This is a genomic window from Kitasatospora sp. NPDC005748, from assembly GCF_040630735.1.
Classification (GTDB): Bacteria; Actinomycetota; Actinomycetes; order Streptomycetales; family Streptomycetaceae; genus Kitasatospora.
Window position 1 is genome coordinate 1 of the sequence record NZ_JBEXYD010000048.1, and the last position, 21,450, is coordinate 21,450.

General features: G+C 73.6%; 19 protein-coding genes and 2 tRNA genes. 12 read left to right on the top strand and 9 right to left on the bottom strand.

The features are described 5' to 3' along the window. Window positions 1-122: 122 nt before the first annotated feature. Window positions 123-842, bottom strand: coding sequence for a VTT domain-containing protein (locus ABZ495_RS27380; RefSeq protein WP_329488729.1), 720 nt, complete (start codon window positions 840-842; stop codon window positions 123-125). Between the two features lie 322 nt (window positions 843-1,164). Between ABZ495_RS27380 and fbaA the strand changes: the two genes are divergently transcribed. The 4 genes from fbaA (at window position 1,165) to ABZ495_RS27400 (ending at window position 4,722) form a co-directional block, all read left to right on the top strand. After that, window positions 1,165-2,187, top strand: coding sequence for a class II fructose-bisphosphate aldolase (fbaA, locus tag ABZ495_RS27385; RefSeq protein ID WP_329488730.1), 1,023 nt, complete (start codon window positions 1,165-1,167; stop codon window positions 2,185-2,187). 109 nt (window positions 2,188-2,296) lie between these two features. Next, a complete protein-coding gene (locus ABZ495_RS27390; RefSeq protein ID WP_352288463.1) occupies window positions 2,297-2,710 on the top strand; it encodes a DUF3151 domain-containing protein in 414 nt (137 codons plus the stop codon). A gap of 215 nt (window positions 2,711-2,925) precedes the next feature. Further along, window positions 2,926-3,876, top strand: a complete 951-nt coding sequence (locus ABZ495_RS27395; RefSeq protein WP_359838588.1) for a DUF3152 domain-containing protein — start codon at window positions 2,926-2,928, stop codon at window positions 3,874-3,876. A 135-nt stretch (window positions 3,877-4,011) separates the two neighbouring features. Continuing rightward, entirely contained in the window at window positions 4,012-4,722 is a 711-nt protein-coding gene (locus tag ABZ495_RS27400) for a hypothetical protein (RefSeq protein ID WP_359808948.1), read from the top strand. A gap of 26 nt (window positions 4,723-4,748) precedes the next feature. Here ABZ495_RS27400 and ABZ495_RS27405 read toward each other — a convergent pair whose 3' ends face one another. The 4 genes from ABZ495_RS27405 to purS all read right to left on the bottom strand — a co-directional run bounded on the left by ABZ495_RS27405 (window position 4,749) and on the right by purS (window position 8,825). Beyond that, window positions 4,749-5,576, bottom strand: coding sequence for a sterol carrier family protein (locus tag ABZ495_RS27405; protein WP_359808950.1), 828 nt, complete (start codon window positions 5,574-5,576; stop codon window positions 4,749-4,751). A 65-nt stretch (window positions 5,577-5,641) separates the two neighbouring features. Further along, complete coding sequence (gene purL, locus ABZ495_RS27410; RefSeq protein WP_329488735.1) at window positions 5,642-7,897, bottom strand: phosphoribosylformylglycinamidine synthase subunit PurL; 2,256 nt, start codon at window positions 7,895-7,897, stop codon at window positions 5,642-5,644. Beyond that, a complete protein-coding gene (purQ, locus tag ABZ495_RS27415; protein WP_329488736.1) occupies window positions 7,897-8,574 on the bottom strand; it encodes a phosphoribosylformylglycinamidine synthase subunit PurQ in 678 nt (225 codons plus the stop codon). Before purQ ends, purL begins: the two co-directional genes overlap by 1 nt. Continuing rightward, window positions 8,571-8,825: a phosphoribosylformylglycinamidine synthase subunit PurS gene (purS, locus tag ABZ495_RS27420; protein WP_033250393.1), complete on the bottom strand. Its 255-nt coding sequence runs from the start codon at window positions 8,823-8,825 to the stop codon at window positions 8,571-8,573. The genes purQ and purS overlap by 4 nt, the downstream gene beginning before the upstream one ends. 467 nt (window positions 8,826-9,292) lie before the next feature. Between purS and ABZ495_RS27425 the strand changes: the two genes are divergently transcribed. The 7 genes from ABZ495_RS27425 (at window position 9,293) to ABZ495_RS27455 (ending at window position 13,944) form a co-directional block, all read left to right on the top strand. Continuing rightward, entirely contained in the window at window positions 9,293-9,610 is a 318-nt protein-coding gene (locus tag ABZ495_RS27425; RefSeq protein WP_238860361.1) for an Lsr2 family protein, read from the top strand. 130 nt (window positions 9,611-9,740) lie between these two features. Further along, window positions 9,741-9,813, top strand: a tRNA-Gly gene (locus ABZ495_RS27430). A gap of 39 nt (window positions 9,814-9,852) precedes the next feature. Continuing rightward, a tRNA-Gly gene (locus ABZ495_RS27435) sits at window positions 9,853-9,928 on the top strand. Window positions 9,929-10,134: 206 nt separating this feature from the next. Next, the gene (locus ABZ495_RS27440; protein ID WP_359808953.1) at window positions 10,135-11,139 is read left to right on the top strand and encodes an ABC transporter ATP-binding protein; all 1,005 of its coding nucleotides are present in this window, start codon (window positions 10,135-10,137) and stop codon (window positions 11,137-11,139) included. Continuing rightward, the gene (locus ABZ495_RS27445) at window positions 11,136-11,966 is read left to right on the top strand and encodes an ABC transporter permease (protein WP_359838590.1); all 831 of its coding nucleotides are present in this window, start codon (window positions 11,136-11,138) and stop codon (window positions 11,964-11,966) included. The genes ABZ495_RS27440 and ABZ495_RS27445 overlap by 4 nt, the downstream gene beginning before the upstream one ends. Before the next feature lie 83 nt (window positions 11,967-12,049). Further along, entirely contained in the window at window positions 12,050-13,327 is a 1,278-nt protein-coding gene (locus ABZ495_RS27450; RefSeq protein WP_359838592.1) for a sensor histidine kinase, read from the top strand. Beyond that, complete coding sequence (locus tag ABZ495_RS27455) at window positions 13,324-13,944, top strand: response regulator transcription factor (protein WP_329488741.1); 621 nt, start codon at window positions 13,324-13,326, stop codon at window positions 13,942-13,944. Before ABZ495_RS27450 ends, ABZ495_RS27455 begins: the two co-directional genes overlap by 4 nt. A 36-nt stretch (window positions 13,945-13,980) precedes the next feature. On the opposite strand, the gene ABZ495_RS27460 is transcribed toward ABZ495_RS27455, so the two are convergent. The 4 genes from ABZ495_RS27460 to purD form a co-directional block, all read right to left on the bottom strand. Next, window positions 13,981-14,880, bottom strand: a complete 900-nt coding sequence (locus tag ABZ495_RS27460) for a phosphoribosylaminoimidazolesuccinocarboxamide synthase (protein ID WP_359838594.1) — start codon at window positions 14,878-14,880, stop codon at window positions 13,981-13,983. A gap of 106 nt (window positions 14,881-14,986) precedes the next feature. Beyond that, a complete protein-coding gene (locus ABZ495_RS27465; RefSeq protein ID WP_329488743.1) occupies window positions 14,987-16,528 on the bottom strand; it encodes a N,N-dimethylformamidase beta subunit family domain-containing protein in 1,542 nt (513 codons plus the stop codon). A gap of 220 nt (window positions 16,529-16,748) precedes the next feature. Beyond that, window positions 16,749-18,344 carry a hypothetical protein gene (locus ABZ495_RS27470; protein WP_359808958.1) on the bottom strand — a complete coding sequence of 532 codons (1,596 nt, stop codon included), beginning with the start codon at window positions 18,342-18,344 and terminating at the stop codon, window positions 16,749-16,751. Between the two features lie 543 nt (window positions 18,345-18,887). Next, window positions 18,888-20,135, bottom strand: a complete 1,248-nt coding sequence (gene purD / locus ABZ495_RS27475; protein WP_329488745.1) for a phosphoribosylamine--glycine ligase — start codon at window positions 20,133-20,135, stop codon at window positions 18,888-18,890. A gap of 488 nt (window positions 20,136-20,623) precedes the next feature. Here purD and ABZ495_RS27480 point away from each other — a divergent pair, with 488 nt between their 5' ends. Further along, complete coding sequence (locus tag ABZ495_RS27480; RefSeq protein WP_329492170.1) at window positions 20,624-21,394, top strand: SLATT domain-containing protein; 771 nt, start codon at window positions 20,624-20,626, stop codon at window positions 21,392-21,394. Window positions 21,395-21,450: the final 56 nt, after the last annotated feature.

A 21,450-nucleotide genomic window follows, 5' to 3' on the forward strand; every position in this document is an offset into this window, starting at 1 on the left:
CGGCCCCCACCTTTTTCTACACCTTCACGTGCACACTCTTACCCCACCCCACCCTCTCCCTTTGGGCCGGGTCCTGTTTCACGTGAAACAGGACCCGGCCCCGGCCGTTCGTCGTGGGACGCTCAGCCGCGGCGGTGGCGCCCGGCACCCGCCTGGGCGGTCTCGGCGTCGGCGGCCTCGGCACCGCCGGCCTTCTTCTTCCGGCGCTCGCGCACCACCTCGACGAGGATCGGCGACACCGAGAGCAGCACGATCAGCAGCACCGCGGGGATCAGGTACTTGTCGATCACCGGGGCGAGCGCGTCACCGAAGAAGTAGCCGATCAGCAGCATGGACTCGGTCCACAGCACGCCGCCGATCACGTTCCAGAGGAAGAACGTCCGGGCCGGCATCTCCAGGGTGCCCGCGACCGGGTTCAGGAAGGTCCGGACGATCGGCATGAAGCGGGCCAGCACCACGGCCTTGCCGGGCCCGAACTTGTTGAAGTACTCCTCCGCCTTCAGCACGTACTCGCGCCGGAAGATCTTCGACTCCGGCTTGTCGAACATCTTAGGTCCGACCTTCACCCCGATCAGGTGCCCGAGCTGGGCACCCGCGACGGCGGCCAGTGGGGCCCCGATCAGCAGGGCCGCGATCGGCAGCTTCGTGCCCTCCCCGAGCACCGACGACGCGGCGTTCGAGGAGGCGACCCCGGCGATGATCAGCAGTGAGTCGCCCGGGAAGAAGAACCCGACCAGCAGGCCGGTCTCGGCGAAGATGATCGCGATCAGCCCGATGGCACCGAGGGACGAGATCAGTGATTTGGCGTCGAGCAAGTTGACGGCCAGCTGGTTGTAGTCCACGGGCGCAGGATAGCGGGCCCGTCTTGACGCGGGCTTCCGCCCGGGGGGCGAGACGGTGGTCATCCCTTCGTCGCACGTGCGCGGCCGTCCCGACAGGCGGGCCACATGGTGGCGCCGGGGCCCGGGATGGGAAGATGGCTCCGGCGTCCGGACCGCGGTCGCAACACCCTCATTGTCGTACCGCGGTGGCCGCCTCGAACCTTGGTACTGGTGGCCGCCCCGCAGAGCCGCGCGTCGGCCCCGGTACCCCGGAGTCGTAACAGGCGTACACAGCGTCGGACAGCACCGTCCGTACGCCGCAACCCGACAGGAGCGGATTCGCATGCCCATCGCAACTCCCGAGGTCTACAACGAGATGCTCGACCGGGCCAAGGCGGGCAAGTTCGCCTACCCGGCCATCAACGTCACCTCGTCCCAGACCCTGCACGCCGCGCTGCGCGGCTTCGCCGAGGCCGAGAGCGACGGCATCATCCAGATCTCGACCGGTGGTGCGGAGTTCCTGGGGGGTCAGCACAACAAGGACATGGTGACCGGCGCCGTCGCGCTCGCCGAGTTCGCGCACGTGGTCGCCGCCAAGTACGACATCACCGTCGCGCTGCACACCGACCACTGCCCCAAGGACAAGCTGGACGGCTACGTCCGCCCGCTGCTGGCGATCTCCGCCGAGCGCGTGGCCAAGGGCCTCAACCCGCTGTTCCAGTCGCACATGTGGGACGGCTCCGCCGAGACCCTGAACGACAACCTGTCCATCGCCGAGGAGTTGCTGGCCCAGGCCGTCGCCGCCAAGATCATCCTTGAGGTCGAGATCACCCCGACCGGCGGCGAGGAGGACGGTGTCACGCACGAGATCAACGACGAGCTGTACACCACCGTCAACGACGCGGTCCGCACCGCCGAGGCGCTGGGCCTGGGCGAGAAGGGCCGCTACCTGCTGGCCGCCTCGTTCGGCAACGTGCACGGCGTCTACAAGCCGGGCAACGTCGTCCTGAAGCCGGAGCTGCTGCGCGAGCTGCAGGACGCGATCGGCAAGCAGTACGGCAAGACCGACCCGTTCGACTTCGTCTTCCACGGCGGCTCGGGCTCCACCGCCGAGGAGATCGCCACCGCGCTGGAGAACGGCGTCGTGAAGATGAACCTGGACACCGACACCCAGTACGCCTTCACCCGCCCGGTCGTGGACCACATGTTCCGCAACTACGACGGTGTGCTGAAGGTCGACGGCGAGGTCGGCAAGAAGAACACCTACGACCCGCGCACCTGGGGCAAGCTGGCCGAGGCCGGCATGGCCGCCCGCGTGCTGGAGGCCGCCCAGCAGCTGCGCTCGGCCGGCACCCGCCTGAAGTAAGGCACCCGCCCGAAGCAGGGCACCCGCCCGACGCGAGGCACCACCGGAGTCCCGGCGCTTTCCCCGGGCCGGTCCCCGGCTCATGGCCCCCAGTGGTTCACTGGGGGCCATGAGCATTCACCAGAACCTCCTCGGGGGTCCGCCCCCGACGCACCTCCCCGCCGAGCCCGCTCCACTGGAGCTGCTGGCCGGCGGCGCCTCCCCGGCCGAGGTCGCGGCGAAGTACCCGACCTCCTCGCTGGCCTGGGCTCAGCTCGCCGACGACGCCTTCGCCGCCGGCCGCACCGTCGAGTCCTACGCGTACGCCCGCACCGGCTACCACCGCGGGCTGGACTCGCTGCGCCGGGCGGGCTGGAAGGGCCACGGCCCGGTGCCGTGGGAGCACGAGCCGAACCGCGGCTTCCTGCGGGCGCTGCACGGCCTCGGCCGGGCCGCCGCCGCCATCGACGAGAAGGAGGAGGCCGAGCGCTGCGCCCAGTTCCTCCGGGACAGCTCGCCGACCGCCGCCGCCACGCTGGGCTGACCCGCCCGTCCGCAGGTAGCGCCCCGGGCCGACCCGCCCGGACCGCCCGCCCCCGTACGCGCCCTCCGGCCCGTACGGGGGCGGCCGCATGCCGGGACGCGTATCCGGTGCGTGGACAGCCGTCGGGTCTCCGTGTCAGGGTGGTCCGTGCGAGGGGGGCGCACAGAGGTTCGAACGGCTTTGGCGACCCCACAGGTCCGACAGGAAGCCCAGACGTGCCCGCAGCCAGACCCGACCGACGCCGCTCCCGCGCGCGCAGCTCCGGCGCGGCCGGCGAACGCACCGGCGGCTCCCGCACCGGCCGCCCCCGCCCCCGCGCCACCGGTGCCCGGCGCAGGCGCCGCCGGATCCGCCCCGGCATGATCACCGCGCTGGTGGCGGCGCTGGCCGTCCTCGGCGGGGCACTGCTCATGCTCGACCGCCCCGACCCGCGACCGACCACCGGGCCGACCGCGCAGGGCCGGATCGCCCCGCCCGAGGCGAGCACCCCGCCCGCCGCCGCGCCCGCTGCCCCGGCGCCCACCCCGACACTGACCCCGACCCCGCCACCGGCTCCCGGTCCGACGCCCGGACCGGCCTCGCCGGGCACCCCGGACCCGGGCCCGGCCCAGGGCGCGGGCACCTTCACCGTCGCCCCGGGCGCGGCCGCGGCGGTCGGCAAGGGCACCGTCCGCCGCTACCGGGTCGAGGTCGAGGACGGCATCGGGATCGACCCGGCCGCGGCCGCCGCCCAGGTCCAGAGCATCCTCGCCGACCCCCGGGGCTGGACCAACGACCGCAGGAACGGCTTCCAGCTGGTGTCGAGCGGTGCCTACGACTTCACCGTGAAGATCGCGTCGCCGGCCGCCGTGGACCGGATCTGCGGGGCTGCCGGACTGGACACCCACGGCGAGGTGAACTGCAACGTCGGCAACCAGGTGCTGGTCAACGTCAAGCGCTGGAACACCGGTTCACCCCAGTTCAGCGGACCGATCGACGAGTACCGGGCACTGATCGTCAACCACGAGGTCGGCCACCGGATCGGCCACGGGCACGAGACCTGCCCGGGCAAGGGCAAGCCGGCGCCCGCGATGATGCAGCAGATCTACGGCCTCAAGGGCTGCGAACCCAACGCCTGGCCGTACTCGGCCGACGGCAGCTACCTCAGCGGCCCGTCGGTGCTCTGAACCGCAGGTCCTGAGCGGCAGGCCGAGCGCCCGGAGAGCGCGCGCGACGGAGCCCGACCGGAGCCCGACCGCATCGGAACGGATCCGATACCCGTTCACCGACCCACCGGTACAAGGCCGTTCTAGGCTGATCGCATGACCGCAGACCGCACCGCAGCAGGGCGCCGCCGCCTCCTCACCGTGGCCGGCACCGCCGGGATCCTCCTCGGCACGGCCGCCTGTTCCTCCTCCGGAGGCGTCACCGGCACCGGCAGCCTCTCCTACGACCACGTCCGGTCGACCGCCCAGGGGCTCGCCGGGACCGGCCCGTGCCCGTTCGGTCTGGACCTCCCGGCGGCGCTGAAGGAGGCCGGGATCGACCGCCCGGTGGCCCCCGGGTCCAAGGGCGAGCCGGCGGTCACCGCCGACCTCGGCAACGGCAGGCCGGCCGAGCCCTGGCCCTCCGGCTTCTCCGCGCCGCCCTCGATGGCCTCGGTCCCGGCCACTCCCCCGACCGCCTGGGTGACCTGCGCCTACACGGTCGGCTCGGCCCCGGTCCAGATCGACCTGCTGGCCGTCCCGGAGAACGGGGTCGCGATCAACATGATGCTGCCGTACATCCAGAAGGCCGGGGGCATCGGCGTCGACCAGCTGACCCGGTTCGCCGAAGCGCAGCCGACGGCCGGCCAGACCAAGCTGACTCCGGGCGCGGAGTCGGTGGGCGTCGCCCGGGTCGCGGCCAACGGCAAGGGCGACATCGCGCTCACCCTCTCCCAGAGCTCCTCGGACGCCGGGCCGGAGCAGGCCCTGACCGGGGAGGCGCTCCGCAAGGCCACCGAGCGGCTCGCCGCCCAGCTGCGCCCGTAGGGCCCGCCCGACCGGTCCTTGGCGTCCTACCCGAGGACCGGCAGCTGGGCCCGCAGGTCGCTGCGCTCACCGCTGGCCGAGAGCGCGCCGGCCTCCACCGCGGCGTCCCAGTCCGTCCGGCCGGTGGCGAGCCGGATCCAGGTCAGCGGGTCGGTCTCGACCACGTTCGGCGGGGTGCCCCGGGTGTGCCGGGGGCCCTCGACGGCCTGCACCACGGCGTACGGCGGGATCCGCAGCTCGACCGCGCCGCCGGGCGCCTGGTCGGCGAGGGCGTCGGCCAGCAGCCGGGTGACGGCGGCCAGCGCCTGCCGGGCGTGCGGGAAGGCCGCCGTGCCCACCGCGTCGGCCAGGTCGTCGGCGTGCACCACCGTCTCCACCAGCCTGGTCACCAGCATGTCGGTGAGTGTCATCGAGCCCAGCCGGATCTCGAACCGCCGGCCCGGGTCGGCCGTGCCGGCGTCCGCCAGGACGGCAATCAGCCCGTCGGCCGCCCGCCCGAAGGCCTCCGCCACCGAGGCCGGGTCGCCGCCGTACTCCCCCGCCGCCCGCGTCCTGGCCTGCTCGTCCAGCAGCGGGGCGAGCGTGCCGACCCGCCGCACCCACCGCGGCAGGTCCAGCGGCGGCCGGCCCTCCAGCGGGTCGTCCAGGTGCGCGGGCACCCAGTCGACCTGGACGCCGAGGTGGGCGATCAGCTCGCGCACCGTCCACGTGCCCAGCCGGGTGGGCCGGGCGAGCAGGTCGGCGGCGTCCGGGCGGGCGCAGAGCGCCCGGACGGTGTCGCGCAGCGCTGTGGTCTGCTCCACCAGCGCGGCCTGGACCTTGGCGGGCTGGTACGTACGGGACTTGGCGGGCATGCGCCCCAACATACGCCGAGGGGCGGACGGTTCCGTGGAACCGTCCGCCCCTCGAAGCACGCGGATCAGGCGAGCAGGGCCTCGATGACGCCGGTGTGGGCGTCCTTCAGCTCGGCCAGCGAGACGGTGAACTGGCCCTGGACGTCCAGGACATCACCGTCGACCACACCGATCCGGGTGGCCGGCAGGCCACGCGCGGTGCACATGTCGTTGAACCGGAGCTCCTCGCTGCGCGGCACCGCGACGACCGCGCGGCCGGCCGACTCGGAGAACAGGAACACGAACGGGTCCTGGCCCTCGGGCACGATGATCCGGGCGCCGTGGCCGCCCTTGAGGCAGCTCTCCACGAGGGCCTGGCCCAGGCCGCCGTCGGAGAGGTCGTGCGCGGCGTCGATCATGCCGTCGCGCGAGGCGGCGATCAGGATGTCGCCGAGCAGCTTCTCGCGGTCCAGGTCGACCTTGGGCGGCAGGCCGCCGAGGTGGTCGTGGACCACCTGCGTCCAGGCCGAGCCACCCAGCTCGTCCTCGGTGTCACCGAGCAGGTAGAGCAGCTGGCCCTCCTCGGCGAAGCCGATCGGGGTGCGGCGGGTGACGTCGTCGATCACGCCGAGCACCGCGACCACGGGGGTCGGGTGGATGGCGGTCTCGCCGGTCTGGTTGTACAGCGAGACGTTGCCGCCGGTGACCGGGGTGCCGAGCGCCAGGCAGGCGTCGGCCAGGCCGCGGGTGGCCTCGGCGAACTGCCACATCACGTCCGGGTCCTCGGGGGAGCCGAAGTTGAGGCAGTCGGAGATCGCGAGCGGCTTGGCACCGCCGGCGGCGACGTTGCGGTACGCCTCGGCGAGGGCCAGCTGGGCGCCGGTGTACGGGTCCAGCTTGGTGTAGCGGCCGTTGCCGTCGGTGGCGACCGAGACGCCGAGGTTGGTCTCCTCGTCGATCCGGATCATGCCGGAGTCCTCGGGCACCGAGAGGACGGTGTTGCCGAGCACGTAGCGGTCGTACTGGTCGGTGATCCAGGACTTGGAGGCCTGGTTCGGGCTGCCGGCGACCTTGAGCAGGTCGGCCTTCAGGCCCTCGCCGGTGGTCGGGCGGGCGAGCCGCTCGGCACTCGGGGCGTCGGCCTGCAGCGCGTCCTGCCAGCTCGGGCGGGCGTACGGGCGCTGGTAGGTCGGGCCCTCGTGGGCGACGGTGCGCGGCGGCACGTCGACCACCAACTCGCCGTGCCAGAAGATCTCCAGCCGCTCGCCCTCCGTCACCTCACCGATGACGGTGGCGATGACGTCCCACTTCTCGCAGATCTCCAGGAAGCGGTCGACCTTGCCGGGCTCGACGATGGCGCACATGCGCTCCTGCGACTCGCTCATGAGGATCTCCTCCGGCGAGAGCGTCTTGTCGCGCAGCGGCACGGTGTCGAGCTCGATCCGCATGCCGCCCGAACCGGCCGAGGCCAGCTCGGAGGTGGCGCAGGAGAGACCGGCGCCGCCGAGGTCCTGGATGCCCTTGACGAGCTTCTCGGAGAAGATCTCCAGGGTGCACTCGATGAGGAGCTTCTCCTGGAACGGGTCGCCGACCTGGACGGCCGGGCGCTTGGCGGGCCCGGTCGCGTCGAAGGTCTCCGAGGCGAGCACCGAGACGCCGCCGATGCCGTCGCCACCGGTGCGGGCTCCGTACAGGATGACCTTGTTGCCGGCGCCGGAGGCCTGCGCGAGGTGGATGTCCTCGTGCTTCATCACGCCCACGCAGAGCGCGTTGACCAGCGGGTTGCCCTGGTAGCAGGAGTCGAAGACGACCTCGCCGCCGATGTTGGGCAGGCCCAGGCAGTTGCCGTAGCCGCCGATGCCCGCGACGATCCCGGGCAGCACGCGCCGGGTGTCCGGGTGGTCGGCGGCGCCGAACCGCAGCGGGTCCATCACGGCGACCGGGCGGGCGCCCATCGCGAGGATGTCGCGCACGATGCCGCCGATGCCGGTGGCCGCGCCCTGGTACGGCTCGATGTACGAGGGGTGGTTGTGCGACTCGACCTTGAAGGTGACCGCGTAGCCCTGGCCGACGTCGACCACACCGGCGTTCTCGCCGATGCCGACGAGCATCGCGTCGTTCGGCGGAACCTTCTCGCCGAACTGCTTCAGGTGCACCTTGGAGCTCTTGTAGGAGCAGTGCTCCGACCACATGACCGAGTACATCGCGAGCTCGGCGCCGGTCGGGCGGCGGCCGAGGATCTCGCGGATGCGGGCGTACTCGTCCTCCTTGAGGCCGAGTTCGGACCACGGCTGGGCGGAGTCCGGGGTCTGCTCGGCGTTCTTGACGGTGTCGAGGCTCATCAGGCGTTCACCAGCTGCTTCAGGACGGAAGTGAAGAAGCCCAGGCCCTCGGTGCTCGGACCGGTGAGCGGCTCCACGGCGTGCTCCGGGTGCGGCATCAGACCGACGACATTGCCGGCGGCGTTGGTGATGCCGGCGATGTCGCGGTACGAACCGTTCGGGTTGACGTCGACGTAGCGGGCGACCACCCGGCCCTCGGCCTCCAGCGCGTCCAGGACGTGCTCGTCGGCGACGAACCGGCCCTCGCCGTTCTTCAGCGGGACGACGATTTCCTGGCCGGCCGAGTAATCCCGGGTCCAGGCGGTGCCGGCGTTCTCGATCCGCAGCTTCTGGTCGCGGCAGACGAAGTGCAGCGAGTCGTTGCGGGTGAGCGCGCCGGGCAGCAGGTGCGATTCGCACAGCACCTGGAAGCCGTTGCAGATACCGAGAACCGGCATTCCCAGCTTCGCCTGCTCGATGATGGTGTCCATCACCGGCGAGAAGCGGGAGATGGCGCCGCAGCGCAGATAGTCGCCGTAACTGAATCCGCCGGGCAGGACGACGGCGTCGACCTGGTGGAGATCCTTGTCACGGTGCCAGAGGGCGACCGGCTCCGCGCCGGCCAGGCGGACCGCGCGCTGGGCGTCGCGGTCGTCGAGGGAACCAGGGAAAGTGACGACGCCGACTCGGGTGGTCACTTGCCCTCCTCCTCGACGCGGACGGTGAAGTCCTCGATCACGGTGTTGGCGAGAAAGGTCTCGGCTGCTTCGCGGATACGGGCGAGCGCGGCGTCGTCGACCGGGCCCTCCAGCTCCAGCTCGAAGCGCTTGCCCTGGCGGACGTCGGCGATCCCGGCGAATCCGAGACGGGGCAGTGCGCGTTGCACCGCCTGTCCCTGGGGGTCGAGGATCTCCGGCTTGAGCATGACGTCGACTACGACGCGTGCCACTGGCACTCCCGGTGGTGTCTTCGTGAAGGCGGGGGAACTCCAGACTACCGGGGGTTTCGGGCGACTTTGCTGGCCGGGGAGGGTGACGCGCGTAGACCCACGACCCTTACGCCACAAGGGCTCCGACTCCCCGACACCCCCCGGCGGGCACCCCTTTTCACCGGATTCGACGGCCTGAGCGAGAACGGCCGAAGAGCACCCGAATACCGGCACTCCGGACAGATCGGCCAGCCGAGTGCAGCGGGTATCCGGCACCCGCCGAAGACACGTGAATATACGGAAAAGAAAGCCGGACTCTTCGATTTCGACCCGCTTCGGGTGCAGAATAGGGCCACCTGTCGCGGCAAGTGCTGCGTATCCGGCACGCCATCGGGCCTGCCCGTATGCGCTTGCGCGAGTGGTGCACATCAGGCCACGGGAGCGCACCCCGCGCCCTTCGGCCGAATTGCCCGAGAGGATTGACACCCATGGCTCAGCGTGTAGTCGTCACGCTCTCCGACGACCTGGACGGCGGCGCAGCCGCGGAAACCGTCCACTTCGGCGTCGACGGGAAGTCGTACGAGATCGACCTGTCCCTGGACAACGCGGAAAAGCTGCGGGAGGCCCTCGCTCCGTTCGTCGCGGCCGGCCGCCGCCAGAGCCGTACCGGTAAGTCCTTCCGCCGCACCGCGCTCACCCCGGACCCGGCCGCCGTGCGCGCCTGGGCCCAGTCGCGCGGCATGGAGCTGCCCGCCCGGGGGCGCATCCCCAAGCACGTGTACGAGGCGTTCGCCGAGGCGAACTGACCCCGCCGGACCCGGTCGTCCCACCTGCCCCGAAAGGGTGGGGCGACCACCCCGACCGATGGGGTAGAGTATTCCTCGTCGCCGCAACGGAGAGATCCGAAGAGGCGGCCGGTGCCCCACCAGGCACCGTGCGGACGTGGCTCAGTTGGTAGAGCATCACCTTGCCAAGGTGAGGGTCGCGAGTTCGAATCTCGTCGTCCGCTCGCAGTGCGCGAGCACAGCACAACTCAATATCTTGACCTGCGGACGTGGCTCAGTTGGTAGAGCATCACCTTGCCAAGGTGAGGGTCGCGAGTTCGAATCTCGTCGTCCGCTCCAGTACGAAGGGCCCCCTCGATCGAGGGGGCCCTTCGGCATTCCCCGCGGTTGTGCCGGGCCCCGCCCGAACAGCCGTCCCCGCATTCCCGGCCCGCCCCGCCGCCGGAGCGCCGATGACATTTGTCACCGCCGACCCGTGGATCCGCACCGCCTTCTCATGAGAGCCCGCACTGCCCGGGGCGCCCCGGCGGCGGAAGGCTTGAGCCATGGAAACGAGCCAGCCGCACACCGCGAGCGACCCTGTGATCGAGGTCACCGACCTCCACCGCCACTACGGCTCCGGCGCCACCGGCTTCCACGCGGTGCGCGGGGTCGACCTGACCGTCGGCCGCGGTGAGCTCTTCGCGCTGCTCGGTACCAACGGGGCCGGCAAGACCTCCGCCATGGAGCTGATCGAGGGCCTCGCCGCCCCCACCGCCGGTGCGGTCCGGGTGCTCGGCCACGACCCCTACCGCGAGCGCGCCGCGCTCCGCCCCCGGATCGGCATCATGCTCCAGGAGGGCGGCTTCCCCGGCGACCTCACCGTCGCCGAGACCGGCCGCAGCTGGGCCGGGATGACCAGCGGCGCCCGCCCGCTGGAGGAGGCGCTGGAGCTGGTCGGCCTCGCCGACCGCCGGGGCGTGCGGGTCAAGCAGCTCTCCGGCGGCGAGCGGCGCCGGCTCGACCTCGCGATGGCCCTGCTCGGCCGGCCCGAGGTGCTCTTCCTGGACGAGCCGAGCACCGGCCTCGATCCCGAGGCCCGGGCCGCCGTCTGGCGGCTGGTCCGCGACCTGCGCGCCCAGGGCACCACCGTGCTGCTCACCACGCACTACCTGGAGGAGGCCGAGGAGCTGGCCGACCGCCTGGCGATCATGCACCGCGGCCGGATCGTCACCACCGGCACCGTCGCCGAGGTCATCGCCGGCCGGCCCGCCCGGATCTCCTTCGAGCTCCCGGAGTTCACCGGAGCCTCGCTCCCGCCGCTGACCGGGGCCACCCTGGTCGCGGACGGCCGCCGGATCACCGTGCAGACCGGGCAGCTCCAGGCCACCCTCACCGACCTGCTCGGCTGGGCCGCCCGGCACGGCATCGCGCTCGGCGCCCTCGACGCCCGCAGCGCCTCGCTGGAGGAGGCCTTCCTCGCCATCGCCTCCGAGGCCGCGCACCAGCCCCCGGCCGACGCCCCGGCCGCCCCCACCACCCTCCGCCGCCTGATGGGACTCTCCCGATGACCACCGCCACCGCCCGTCCCGCCACCGGCCCGCAGACCACCGCCGTCCGCCGGCTGCTCGCCCTCGGCCGGGCCGAGGCCACGCTGCTGCTGCGCAACCGGACCGCGATGTTCACGGCCCTGCTGCTGCCGCTGATGCTCATCGGCGCCCTGCGGGGCGTGCTCGAACAGCAGGCCGAGACCCACCCCGGCCTCGACGTCGACTCGCTGCTGGTCAACGGGGCGATCGGGATGGTGCTCGCCTTCGTCGTCTACTACAACCTGACCGGCGCCTACGTGGCCCGCCGCGGCGAGCTGGTGCTCAAGCGGCTGCGCACCGGCGAGGCGCGGGACGTCGAGATCCTGGCCGGCACCGCGGTGCCCTCGGTCGCCCTGGCCCTGCTGATGTGCCTCGTGGTCGCCGTCGGCGGCGGCGCCGCCCTGGACCTCAGCGCGCCGGTCAACCCGCTGCTGATGGCCGCCGGGCTGGTCCTGGTGATCGGCACCCTGATGGCGCTGGCCGCCGTCTCCAGCGCCTTCACCAGGACGGTCGAGAGCGCCGGCATCACCACCATGCCGGTCCTGCTGGTCTCCCAGTTCGGTTCCGGCCTGTTCATCCCGCTGGAGGTCATGCCCGACCGGATGGCCGACGTCTGCCGACTGCTGCCGACCACCCCGGCCTTCCAGCTGATCCGCCTCGGCTGGTTCGGCACCGACGGCTCCGCCGCCGCCACCGGCTTCGCCGGCACCTGGGCCCCCGCCGCCCCGCACCTGGTCACCGGGATGGTCTGGCTCGCCCTGGCCGCCTGGGGCGCCGTCCGCTGGTTCCGCTGGGAGCCCCGCCGCTGACCGGAGCCGGCCCGCCCCGGCACCCGCTCCCCACCTGATAGGAAGGGCACAGCACGATCATGATCGAAGGGGGAGCGGGAGAGATGAGCGTCCTGACGCCGAGACGGCGCTGGAAGGGGTCCAGCAAACCCCAGCGCACCGAGCTGTACCTCCGCTGGTCGCTCTACTTCATCCCGCTGATCCTGCTCCCGATGATCGTGCTGGCCATCGCCGCCCCCACCGGCCGGGAGGACACCCGCGGCAGCGCCCAGGTCTGCGTGGTCGTCGGCCTGGCCACCACCCTGCTGACCCTGCGGGCCCTGCGCGCCTCGCTCGACCACTACCTGAACCGGCCGACCGACCACCTGCGCCGGCTCCTCACCCTCGGCGTCGTGACGATCGCCGGCTCCTGGGCGATCCTGCTGCTCGGCCCGGCCGACGGCGGACCGGACAGCCCGGGCGCACCGCCGTTCACCGTCGTGGTCGTCTCCCTCCTGCTGGCCGCCGCCTTCTGCCCGGTGAGCGTCGGCCTGCCGGTGCGCCGGGCCTGCCTCACCGGGGTGACGGCCCAGCTCCTGGTCGCCCCCGCGGCCCTGCTCGCCGGGCTCGACGGCGCGACCACGGCCGGTCTGCTGGTCGGCAACCTGATCGCGCTCACCTTCATCGGGTCCAGCTGCCGCAGCTTCGCCTGGCTGCAGTCCGTGGTCTGGGAGCTGGACGCCGCCCGCGAGGCCCAGTCCAGGCTGGCGGTGGCCGAGGAGCGGCTGCGGTTCTCCCGGGACCTGCACGACGTGATGGGCCGCAACCTCACCACCATCGCGCTGAAGAGCGAACTCGCCGCCCAACTGGCCCGCCGCGGCCGGCCGGAGGCCGCCGACCAGATGGCCGAGGTGCAGCGGATCGCCCAGGAGTCCCAGCGCGAGGTCCGCGACGTCGTCCGCGGCTACCGCACGGCGGACCTGCACGCCGAGGCGATCGGCGCCCGCGCCGTGCTGCGCGCCGCCGACGTGGCCTGCGAGATCGACCTGGGCGAGGAGCCGCACGAACTGCCGCTGCCGGTGCAGTCGGTGCTCGGCTGGGTGATCCGCGAGGCCACCACCAACACGCTGCGCCACAGCGAGGCCGCGCACTGCTCGATCCGGCTGCGCCGCGAGGACGGCCGGGTGGTGCTGGAGCTGGAGAATGACGGGGTGCCGGCCGTGCCGATCCCGTCCCAGGGCAGCGGGACGGGCCTGCACGGGCTGCGCGAGCGCCTCGCCGCCCACGACGGCGAGCTGACCCTCCCGGAGGCCGGGCCGGGCCGGTTCCGGGTGCTCGCCAGCGTCCCGCTCCGGCCCCCGCCCGCCACCGCACCGCTCCCGTCCGGAAGAAGGCCCCGATGACCGAGACCGACCCCGTGCGCGTGCTGCTCGCGGACGACGAGCACCTGATCCGGGGGGCGCTGGCCGCGCTGCTCTCCCTGGAGGACGACATCACCGTGGTCGCCCAGGCCGCCTCCGGCCCGGAGGCGGTGGCGATGGCGCAGGCGCACCGCCCGGACATCGCGGTGCTGGACCTCCAGATGCCCGGGCTGGACGGTATCGAGGTGGCCACCGAACTGCGCCGGCTGCTGCCGGACTGCCGCTCCATGATCGTCACCGGGCACGGCCGACCCGGCTACCTGAAGCGGGCGCTGGAGGTCGGCGTGCGCGGCTTCCTGCCGAAGACCGTCTCGGCGGCGGACCTCGCCGGAATCATCCGCACGGTGCGCGCGGGCGGCCGCTACGTGGACCCGGAGCTGGCGGCGGACGCGATCAGCGCGGGCGAGACCCCGCTGACCCCGCGCGAGACGGACGTCCTCGAACTGGCCGCCGACGGCACCTCGATCGCCGGGATCGCCGAGCGCGCGGCGCTCTCCCAGGGCACCGTCCGCAACTACCTCTCCTCGGCCGCCGGCAAGCTGGGCGCCGAGAACCGCCACGCGGCGGTGCGGATCGCGCGCGAGCACGGCTGGATCTGAGGACCCGGCCGTGCCCGCGCGGACAGACAGGTACCCCTAGGCCCAGGAGGTACTGGTCAGCCGCTCGTAGACCTCGATGTACTTGGCCCTGGTCTGCTCGACGACCTCGGCCGGGAGCTCCGGCGGCGGCAGCTCGCTGGCGCGGTCCCAGCCGGAGGCCGGCGAGACCAGCCAGTCGCGGATGAGCTGCTTGTCGAAGGACGGCTGCGAGCGGCCGGGCTGCCAGTCGTCGGCGGGCCAGAAGCGGGAGGAGTCCGGGGTGAGCACCTCGTCGCCGATCACCAGCTCGCCGTCGACCAGGCCGAACTCGAACTTGGTGTCCGCCAGGATGATGCCGCGCGACCGGGCGATGTCCCGGGCCCGGGCGTAGACGTCCAGGGTGGTGCGGCGCAGCTGGGAGGCGAGTTCCGCGCCGATCCGGCGGGCGGTCTCCTCGTAGGAGACGTTCTCGTCGTGCTCGCCGACGTCGGCCTTGAGGGCGGGGGTGTAGATCGGGGCGGGCAGCTCGGAGCTGTTCACCAGGCCCTCGGGCAGCGCGATGCCGCAGACCGTGCGGTCCGCCTCGTACTCCGTCAGGCCGGAGCCGGCCAGGTAGCCGCGGGCCACGCACTCGACCGGGATCATCTCCAGGCTGCGGCAGACCAGCGTGCGGCCCTTCCAGTCGGCGGGGGCGCCCGCCGGGACCTCGGTGGAGATCACGTGGTTGGGCACGATGTCGGCGATCCGCTCGAACCACCACAGCGAGAGCTGGGTGAGGATGCGGCCCTTGTCGGGGATCTCGTTGGGCAGGACCCAGTCGTGCGCCGACATGCGGTCGCTGGCGACCATCACGAGGTCGCCCGACTCGGCGCGGTAGAGGTCGCGCACCTTGCCGGTGTGCAGGTGGACCAGGCCGGGCACCTGGACCGGCTCGGGCTTGGTGACAAATCCGCTCAAGGTTGTCTCAGTCCTCAGGGGTCGTTCGCGGGCGTGCGGCGCGAAAGGGGAGGTCAGTGGACCCGAGTCTGTCACGAACGCCCGTCGGGGCCCCGGCCGGGCGCCCTCAGGCGTTCTTGCAGAGGCGGTCCAGCAGGTTGGCGGTGGCCCGCTGGATCCGCTCGTCGGTGAGGCCGGGCCGGTCCAGCGCGGGCGACCACGCGAACGTCCCGGCGGCGAAGACGTACGCGCCGCTCGGCGCCCGGTACAGCGAGGTCTCCTGGTACCGGGTGCGGCCGGCGAGGTCCCGGTACGGGGAGTGCGCGAGCAGCACCCGCTCGGTGTGCCGGGGCAGCGCCACCTTGGGGTAGTACCGGTCGGCCTCGCCGGCGACCAGCCCGGGCAGCTCGTCGCCCTCCTGGACGCCGGTGCCGTCCCAGAGCCAGTGCGCGGTGTGCCGGGCGACCAGCGGGACGGGGGAGGCGACCCGGCCGGAGTACTGCAGACCGAGCAGGTGCTGCTCCGGTTCGCCGGCGTCCCGCCAGAGCGCGCTGGCGGCGCCGCCCACCCCGGTGGCCGGGCTGCCGGGCTCGACCTTCTGCCGCTTGCGGCAGTTGAGCAGCCGGTTGGGCTCGCCGGACGGCGCGGGGCTCAGCTCGACCCGCCAGTACATGGTGTTGGCGGAGAGGAAGACCAGCGAGGTGCCGCCGTCGCGGGCCCGCTCGACCGTCCGGCGCATCGGCTCCGACCAGTACTCGTCGTGGCCGGGGAAGACCAGCGCCCGGTGCCGGGCCGGGTCGACCAGGCCGGCGTGCAGGTCGGTGGCGGTGGCGTAGGAGAGGTCGTAGCCGTAGCGCTCGGCCCAGCGGATGAAGTCGTAGGCGTGGCCGACGTGCAGCGGCAGGCCCGCGGTGGCGTGCGGGCGGTCGAAGGAGACGGTGACGGCCGCGTCCCGCTCGCCGACCAGCCGGCCCCGGTCGTCCCAGGCGTGGTACAGGCTGGCGCCGCTGCGGCCGTCCTCGGGGAAGAGGTTGTAGGCCTGCCAGGTCACGTCCGGGATCACCAGGAGCAGCTCGGCGGCGTGCGCCTGGTCCTCGAAGTCCCGCACGGTGAACGGGATGTGGCTGCGGTGCAGCATGTCCGCGGTGGTCAGGACGGCGACGTAGGCGCCGGGGCGCCAGTGGGTCGGGATCTGCAGCCGCCAGGAGTGCCACCAGTGGTGGCAGGAGACCGTCCGCCCGGCCACCAGCGGGGCCGGCTGGGCCAGTCCGGCGATCAGCGGGCTGGACGTCATGTGGTGGGCACCGTCGCCGCTGTAGTGGCCGATCCGGTAGACGTCGACGGTGAACTCGCGGGGCGGGTTGACGGTGACCCGGAAGTCCACCGAGCCGCCGGGGCGGACCACGCCCGCCGAGGCGAACCCCTTGATCTGCTGCACCACGTCGTTGGCCCCCTGCGGGGTGCCGACCGGCGGCTTCGGTCTGGCACCGCCGGCCAGCGGCTGCTGGCCCGGTGCGTCCACCGAGACGTACCAGGGGACGGCGCCCTCGGCCCCGGCCAGGTACTGGTCCGGGCTGCGGAGCCAGGGCAGCGGGCCCTGGCCGAAGGGGTCGGAGACGCTGTACGCGTGCGTTCCGGACTCCCAGCGGCGGTTGAGTTCCGTCCCCACGCGCCCCTCCCACAAGGTGCACCCTCCGCCGGTCGGCATGTGCCTCCCGGATGTGCGTGCGGTCAAATACACCACAGAGTGCTGGCGCTGCGTCACCCATCGGTAGCAACTGGTGTCCGGGAATCTTCCGGTCCGCCGGTGGAGGGGCTCCGGCCTGCGAAGACCTGCCACCGGGGACCGGCCCGGGGGCGCGAGCCCCGGTACCGAGCGCCCTCCGGGCTCAGAGTCGGACCGGCTTCTCCAGCCGGACGTCGGCGGCGTCCAGCCAGGCCCGCAGCGGGCCGTCCTGGCCCTGCTCGACGGCCTGGGCGATCGGCCCGGCCAGATCGGTGCGGCGCACCCCGCCGATCAGCAGCACCGGCCCGTCCAGCCAGTCCAGGCCCGGGGTGGCCCCGGCGGTGTCGACGGCGGCGCAGCAGACCATCGCGGTGACGTGGTCGACCAGCAGGTCCCGCCCGGTGCGGACGGGTTCGAGCAGCGGGGCGGGCGCCGTGGTCCGGGCCAGCTCGGCGGTGAGCGCGGCCGCCAGCTGCTCGCCGCCGCCCTCGGCGAGCCGGCCGAGCAGCCTGGTCACCGTCGGGGCGCCGGGGCGGGCCTGCGGGGCCAGCCGGTCCAGCGCGGACTGCAGCGCGGTGGCGCGGGCCCGCCAGCCGGCGTCCACCACCTCGGCCGGGTAGTCGGTCCACTCGACCTCGCGCCAGGCGCCGGAGGCGGGGCGGCCGAAGAACAGCTCGGCGGCGAGCAGCGAGACCGCCTCGTCCACCGTGCCCGGCTCCTCCAGCAGGTCGCAGGCGGGGCGGTCGCCGAGGCGGCTGCCGTACCCGTCGGCCAGCCGGTCGCGCCGGGACAGCTCGGTGAGCGCGGCGACCACCCCGGCGTTGAGGTGCGCGGGGTGCCGGCCGAGCCGCCAGGCGGGCAGCGCGACCCGGGTGAGCAGCCGGTCCCAGCCGGCGTACGCCAGGCCGACCTGCTCCTGGGCGGCGATCCGCAGGCCGTAGTCGACCGCCCGGGCCTGCTCGGAGGCCCAGCCGGCGACGGCCCGCTCCAGCTCGGCGGAGTGCGCCCGGCAGGCGCGGAGCAGCCGGCGGGTGATCCGGTCGGTCAGCGCGGCCGGGCCGCGGCGCCCGCGCGGGGCGGCGGGCGCGGGGGCGCCGACCACGCCGGGCCCGGGGGCGGCGTCCAGGCTGGCGTCCAGACCGCGCAGGAAGCGGCGGGCGGCGGCGATGTCCGGGTCGGCGGCGGCCCCGGTACCGGCCACCACCGGGGCGAGCAGGGCCCGCAGCTCGCCGGCCCGCATCCACCAGAGGAACGGCGAGCCGATCACCAGCACCGGCGCGGGCGGGTCCTGCTCGTGGCGCGACGAGTGGCGCGACGAGTGGCGCGACGAGCGGCCGGTGCCGGCCGGACGGCCCGGCGGGACGTCCTCCAGCCAGCTGTCGCAGTCCGGGGTGAGGGCGATCGCCGAGGGCGCGGGGACCGCCAGCCGGTCGGCCAGCTCGTCGATCAGCCGGTACAGCTCGGGGGCCTGGGCCCGGTCGAGCGGGACGACCGGGGTCTGCGGCGGGACGGCCCTGCGGTGGGCGCGGGCGGCCAGGCCCGCGACCAGCAGGGTGGCGGCGGCCACCGCGCAGACCACCCAGCGGACGGCGTCCCAGGCGGCGGCGTCGGCGGAGCCTGGCGCACCGAGCCGGCCGGTGAACCGGCCCGCGAGCAGGACCACCGCCGCGGCGGCGGGCAGTACGGCGGTGGCCAGGGCGATCCCCCGGACCCGCAGGACCGCTTGGGCGTGAGCGCGCGCGGTGTCGACAGCGGCCATACGGTGCGGCACCCCCTTCGGAGCCCTCGGGCACCCGGCGACGGGGCCCTGAGCCGACTCGAAACGATCAGTTCCGACCGGGAATCGGCGGCGTCCGATCCCGGTAGTACATGCTGCGTGGCGCTTCTGACATTCTTGACGCCCTTGTCCGGGTGGGTGTTCCGGATCGCCCCGGTTTCCACTCGTCCCGGTGACGGTGCCCGGATTCCGGACGACCGCGCCGCGCGCCGTGCAATGCGGCCCGGGCGCGCCGGTCCGGCCGGACGCCGTCCAGCATCCCCCCGCGCGACCGCCGCTACCCGGTGCGGCCGCGCACGACGCGGCCCCCGGGACCGCGGACCAGCGCACCATAAGGCCGGGCGGCCGGTTGCGTCAGCCGGATGCGGCCGCTGTCACTCGATGGGCTGGATTCCGGCCGCCGAACGGTGCGGCGGCCCCGGAACCGCTCCCGTGCCACCCGGCCCGGAAACGCCGCGGGGCGCTGCGTCCATGGGGGTTGTTTCCCCTCGGACGCAGCGCCCCGGAACGCGGCGAAAAGCCCTGCTACTGGGCGGCCTTGAGCGCGATGTCGGTGCGGTGCTGACCACCCTTGAGGCTGATCCGGTCGACCGCCGCGTACGCCCGGCCGCGCGCCTCGGCGAGGTCGACGCCGGTGGCGGTGACGGAGAGGACCCGGCCACCGGCGCTGAGCACCCGGCCGTCCTCGTCCGCCGCGGTGCCGGCGTGCAGGACGAACGCGGTGCCGTCGGCGGCCTCGGCCTCCGCCAGGCCCTCGATCACGTCGCCGGTGCGCGGCGCTGCCGGGTAGCCCTCGGAGGCGATCACCACGGTGACGGCGGCGCCGTCGTCCCAGCGCAGCGGCTCCAGCTGGTCCAGCGCGCCGGTGGCCGCGCCGTGCAGGACGGCCGCCAGCGGCGTGCGCAGGCGGGCCAGCACGACCTGGGTCTCCGGGTCGCCGAAGCGGGCGTTGAACTCGATCACCCGGGTGCCGCGCGAGGTCAGCGCCAGGCCGGCGTAGAGCAGGCCGGAGAACTCGGTGCCCCGGCGGCGCAGCTCGTCCACGGTGGGCTGCAGGACGGTCTCCAGGACCTCCTCGACCAGGCCCTCGGGCGCCCACGGCAGCGGCGAGTAGGCGCCCATGCCGCCGGTGTTCGGGCCCTCGTCACCGTCCAGCGCGCGCTTGAAGTCCTGCGCGGGCTGGAGCGGGAGGACGGTGGTGCCGTCGGTGATCGCGAACAGCGAGACCTCGGGGCCGTCCAGGTACTCCTCGATGACCACGCGCTCGCAGGAGGCGGCGTGGGCCAGCGCGGCCTCGCGGTCGGAGGTGACCACGACGCCCTTGCCGGCGGCCAGGCCGTCGTCCTTGACCACGTACGGCGCGCCGAAGGCGTCCAGTGCCTCGGCGGCCTCGGCGGGGGTGGTGCAGAGGTAGGAGCGGGCGGTGGGCACCCCGGCGGCGGCCATGACGTCCTTGGCGAACGCCTTGGAGCCCTCCAGCCGGGCGGCCTCGCCGGACGGGCCGAAGACCGGGATGCCGGCCGCGCGCACGGCGTCGGCGACGCCCGCGACGAGCGGGGCCTCCGGGCCGACCACGACCAGGTCGGCGTCGAGCCGCCGGGCGAGCGCAGCGACCTGCGCACCGTCCAGCTGGTCGACGGGGTGGACCGTCGCCACCTGCGCGATCCCGGCGTTACCCGGGGCACAGTGCAGCTCGGTGACGGCGGAATCTTGGGACAGGGAGCGGCACAGGGCGTGTTCGCGGGCGCCGCCGCCGATGACGAGGACCTTCACGGTTGGCAAGGGTAGTCGGTGGCCGGTTCGCGCCGCCCTCCGGTCCCGTCGGAACCTCCAGGCGGAGCCGTCCGTACGCCGCCGGTCTCGGAGGATCATCCAAGCCGGGACGGGGCCGGTGCACCCGGGGTGCCCGGGTCAGGACAGCGGGTCACCGGGGGCTCGCTCGGACGGGTGAAATCTCGCCGACCGCCGCAACCCCCTCACCTCGGCATCCGGGCCCCGAATCCGGTAACGATCATTGGTGAAGCGCCCCCACGGTCAGCCATTTGGCGGTAAGAAGTGCTGATGGACAACCGCCGGCCACCGGCCGGTACGCCGTCCCGGGGCACCCACACTCGCCCGGGGGCGCCGTGTGTTCCGATCCGTCGTCCGGCGTTTCACGGCCCATCAGGTCGATGACTCGTCAGGAGGACGCGTTGGAGGACGCGATGTCAGACCCAGCAGTCCGCCCGCCACAGGGAGCCCCACAGGTGAGCCAGCCGGAAATGCAGCCCGAGGAGAGTGCCTGGGGCAAGGAGATCGGCGAGGAGGACCCGCCCCCCGCCGCAGTCGCGCCCCGGGCCGACACGCGTCGCCGGGCCGATCTGAGCGCCCGCCAGTTCCCCCTCGGGGACTGGGGCGAGCCCGCCGAGCGGCTGGAGGAGCTCTACCGCTGGTCCGAGGAGCGGGCGGTCGAGGCGATCGACTGGTACCGCCGGGACCGGGTCTGGAAGCGCCGCTGGGCACGTCTGCTGAGGTTCGGCACGGCCGGCTTCGTGGTGGGCGGCGTCACCGCGCCGCTGGTGGACCTCACCGGCACCGTCGCGAACGCCACCAGCTGGGGCTACGTCGGCCTGGCGCTCGCCGCGGCCTGCTACGGCGCCGACCGGGCGTTCGGGCTGACCTCCGGCTGGATGCGGGACGTCTCCACCGCGCAGGCGCTGCAACGCCGCCTGGAGGCCTTCCAGTTCGACTGGGCGTCGGAGTGCGTGCGGGAGGTGCTCGGCCCCACCGAGGGCACCGCGGGCGAGGCGGCCGAACGCTGCCTCGGGGTGCTGCGGCGGTTCTGCGAGGACGTCTCGGACATGGTCCGCACCGAGACCTCGGAGTGGATGCTGGAGTTCCGCGCGGGCATGACCCAGCTGCCCACCCAGGCCTCCGGCAGCTGGGGCGGCCGCAGCGAGTCGGGGATCGGCGCCCAGGTGCGGATCCTGCCCCCGCCGGGCACCCGGCCCACCATGCCGCGCCAGCGGCCGCCGGAGGGCCCGCTGCGGTAGCGGGGACGGCGCACGGAGGCCTTCGAGCCCGGACGCTCGCGGACTCGGACGTTCTT